This is a genomic window from Paracoccus aeridis (genome assembly GCF_004923205.2).
Classification (GTDB): domain Bacteria; phylum Pseudomonadota; class Alphaproteobacteria; order Rhodobacterales; family Rhodobacteraceae; genus Paracoccus; species Paracoccus aeridis.
In genome coordinates, this window is the sequence record NZ_SELD02000021.1 from 1 (window position 1) to 2,641 (window position 2,641).

The window sequence follows — 2,641 nt, forward strand, 5'->3', positions numbered from 1 at the left end:
TGTTTGGGACGTGCTTCCAGTAGCAGCGTTCTGACGATCCGATAGCACCCGGATGAGCACCGGATAGCGGTGCTTGGTCCGGGTGCCGGCGGGGCTATTGCGCGTCGGCGAGGTGTCGGCGCATGTTCGGCCCGTCGAGTGGGAGGATCTCGGCGCCTGCCACAATCCGGTTGAGGATCGATTCGGCGATCACCGCGTCATGCAGGGATTTGTACCAGTCCTGCGGCTCGAACTGGGAGGTGACCAGGGTCGAGCCACGGCCGTCCCGGGCCGCGAGGATGTTGAGCAGCTCCGCGGCGGTGTGCTGGTTGATGGGCGTGGTCAGGAAGTCATCGATGACCAGCAGGTCGCAGTTGTGCAGGTCGGTGAGGAAGTCCAGCCGTTTCTGCGACGCGGGGTCCATGACCGCGAGCTGGTTGGCCAGATCATCGAGTCTGAAGAACCGGGCGGTGTAGAACTTCCGGCAGGCGGCGTTGAGCAGCGCCAACGCGAGGTAGGTCTTGCCGACACTGGATTTCCCCAGGATGACCAGGTTGTGGGTCTGATCGATCCATTGACAGCTGGACAGCCGTGCAATTAGCTCACGATTGAGGTTGCGGTCGGGAAGGTAGCGGATTTCTTCTACGCAGGCATCAGGGTTTGGCGATCTGGATGCCTTGAGTAGTTTCTGGGTCCGACGTTGCTCCCTGGCCGTGATCTCCTTATCCAGGGCGTGGAAGATCTTCTGCGAGAACGTCCACTCATCGCAGGCGGGGTCGTTGGCCAGGTCGATGACGGTTTTCCCGAAGGCGGTCATCCGCAGCTGGGTGAACAACGTCATGTCGGCGTCGGTGAGGTGTCGATCCATCACGCCTGACCTCCTTCATCGTGGGCAGGATCCGTCTTTCCCAGTAGAGCGTCGAGGCTGAAGTGCTCAGGGCCAGCCAGGTGCGCACCGCGGGTGTCCCGTGAGCCCGGGGCCGGGTCGATGCGTGGGGCCGGCGGCGGCGGAGCATCTGTGGTGGTGGGCCGGGCGTGGACCTGGGCCCGCAAGGCCGCCAGGCGTTGCTTGACCGCGGTGTAGCTGACCGCCCGCGGGGAATCAGCGTCAACCAGTTGCCGGCAGGCCTGTTCCAGCAGTGCCTTGTTGTCGCCCTTGCCCAGGGCGAGGATGTTCAGGCAGGTGCGATACCCCTGGGCTTCGATCGGGCGGGCATCGAGCACGCTGGTGATCGCGGCGACGGTGTGGGGACCGACCTTGTGGGCCTGACGCAGGAAATACGCCCTGGACCACAGGTCCGAGGACTGCTGATGCTGATCGGGGACATGATCGGGGTCGGTGACGTAGACATGCTGGCGCGGGGAGACGGTATGGGTGGCGATGATGTCCCCGTCGCACATGACCGTCAGACGGTCGCCGGTGATCTTCACATCAACGTGGCGTCCGGCGAAGGTGTGGGGCACCGAGTACTTCACCGTGGCGATTTCGATGTGGTAATCACGGTTGACCTTGGATTTCCGCCAGGTCACCGGCTGCCAGCGGGACTCCGGCAGCCCAAGCAGTTCCGGCCGCTCATACTCATCGAACAGATCCTTGCGGCTGATCTGCTGTCCGCGGAACGGTGTTCTGGTGTTGATCGCGGTGACCTGGTCGGCCACAGCAGTATTGAGGTCATCCAGGCTGGCGAATCGCTGGCCCGCGAGCCGGCCGATCACCCAGTTGGTCACGACCTTGACCCCGGCTTCGACATTGCCTTTGTCCTGTGGTTTTACGGGACGGGTCGGTACCGCAGCGGTGCGGTGGTGCTCGAGGAAATCCCGGTAGGCGCGGTTGACGTCCCGGGCCCGGTCCCCACGAGCGATCTGGTTGGATGCGGTGGAGGCGTTGTCCGGGATGACGACCTGCGGGATACCGCCGAAGAACTCGAAGGCCTGCTGGTGGGCGTCCAACCAGTTCGGGGACTTCTCATCGAGATAACCGCGGGCGAAGACCATCCCGGAGTACGGCAACGAGGCCACGAATACCGACACCTTGGTCTTGCGCCCGGTGATGGGGTCAAAGACGGCCATCTTCGTGCCCGCCCAGTCGACCTGCATCGTGTGACCGGGAACGTGGGTGATCCGCATGGTCAGGTCGTTGACATCGACGTACTCGCCGATGATCTGGCAGAACCGCTGATAGCTGTAGTGCCGCTGGCCAGGGACGCCGTCCGTGTCGAGGTAGCCGGCCCACAACACGCGCAGCGGGAGCTTCTTCTTGCCCGAGCGTTTGGTGACCATCGCGGCCACGTCGAAGGCGACGAACTCATCCGAGGGCGCCTTGCGCCCGTCGGTGAACAAGGCGTCGAGTTCTTCCGCGGTGAGGTCTTCCACCTGGGAGGTGGAGGTAAAGCCCTGGTCCCGGCAGATTCTCTTCGCTTTGGCGATGGTGGTGTGTGAGCATCCCGCCAGGGCTTCGATCTGTCGGTAGGACAGATTCTGGATCAATAGTGACATCACCAATCGGTAGTCAGTCACGGTGTCTCCTCTTCGAGGTCCACACGCAGCCGAATTACTGCGTGTGGACCTGAGATCACCACAGACCACCAGATGCTGCTATCCGAAGCTCATACCCGCGCTATCCGATCGTCAGAACCGCGCTACTAAAAGCACGTCCCTAACA

General features: G+C 62.9%; 2 protein-coding genes. Both read right to left on the bottom strand.

The genetic code is table 11. The features are described 5' to 3' along the window. Positions 1-94 precede the first annotated feature (94 nt). On the bottom strand, positions 95-847 hold the full coding sequence (locus tag ELI80_RS16665; protein WP_201740600.1) for an ATP-binding protein: 753 nt from the start codon (positions 845-847) through the stop codon (positions 95-97). Continuing rightward, positions 847-2,496, bottom strand: coding sequence for an IS21 family transposase (istA, locus tag ELI80_RS16670; protein WP_201740601.1), 1,650 nt, complete (start codon positions 2,494-2,496; stop codon positions 847-849). The genes ELI80_RS16665 and istA overlap by 1 nt, the downstream gene beginning before the upstream one ends. Positions 2,497-2,641 lie beyond the last annotated feature (145 nt).

What these genes read in the sequence shown, in the direction of transcription:
- ELI80_RS16665 (WP_201740600.1), bottom strand. Translation starts at nt 847, where the DNA reads ATGGATCGACACCTCACCGACGCCGACATGACGTTGTTCACCCAGCTG.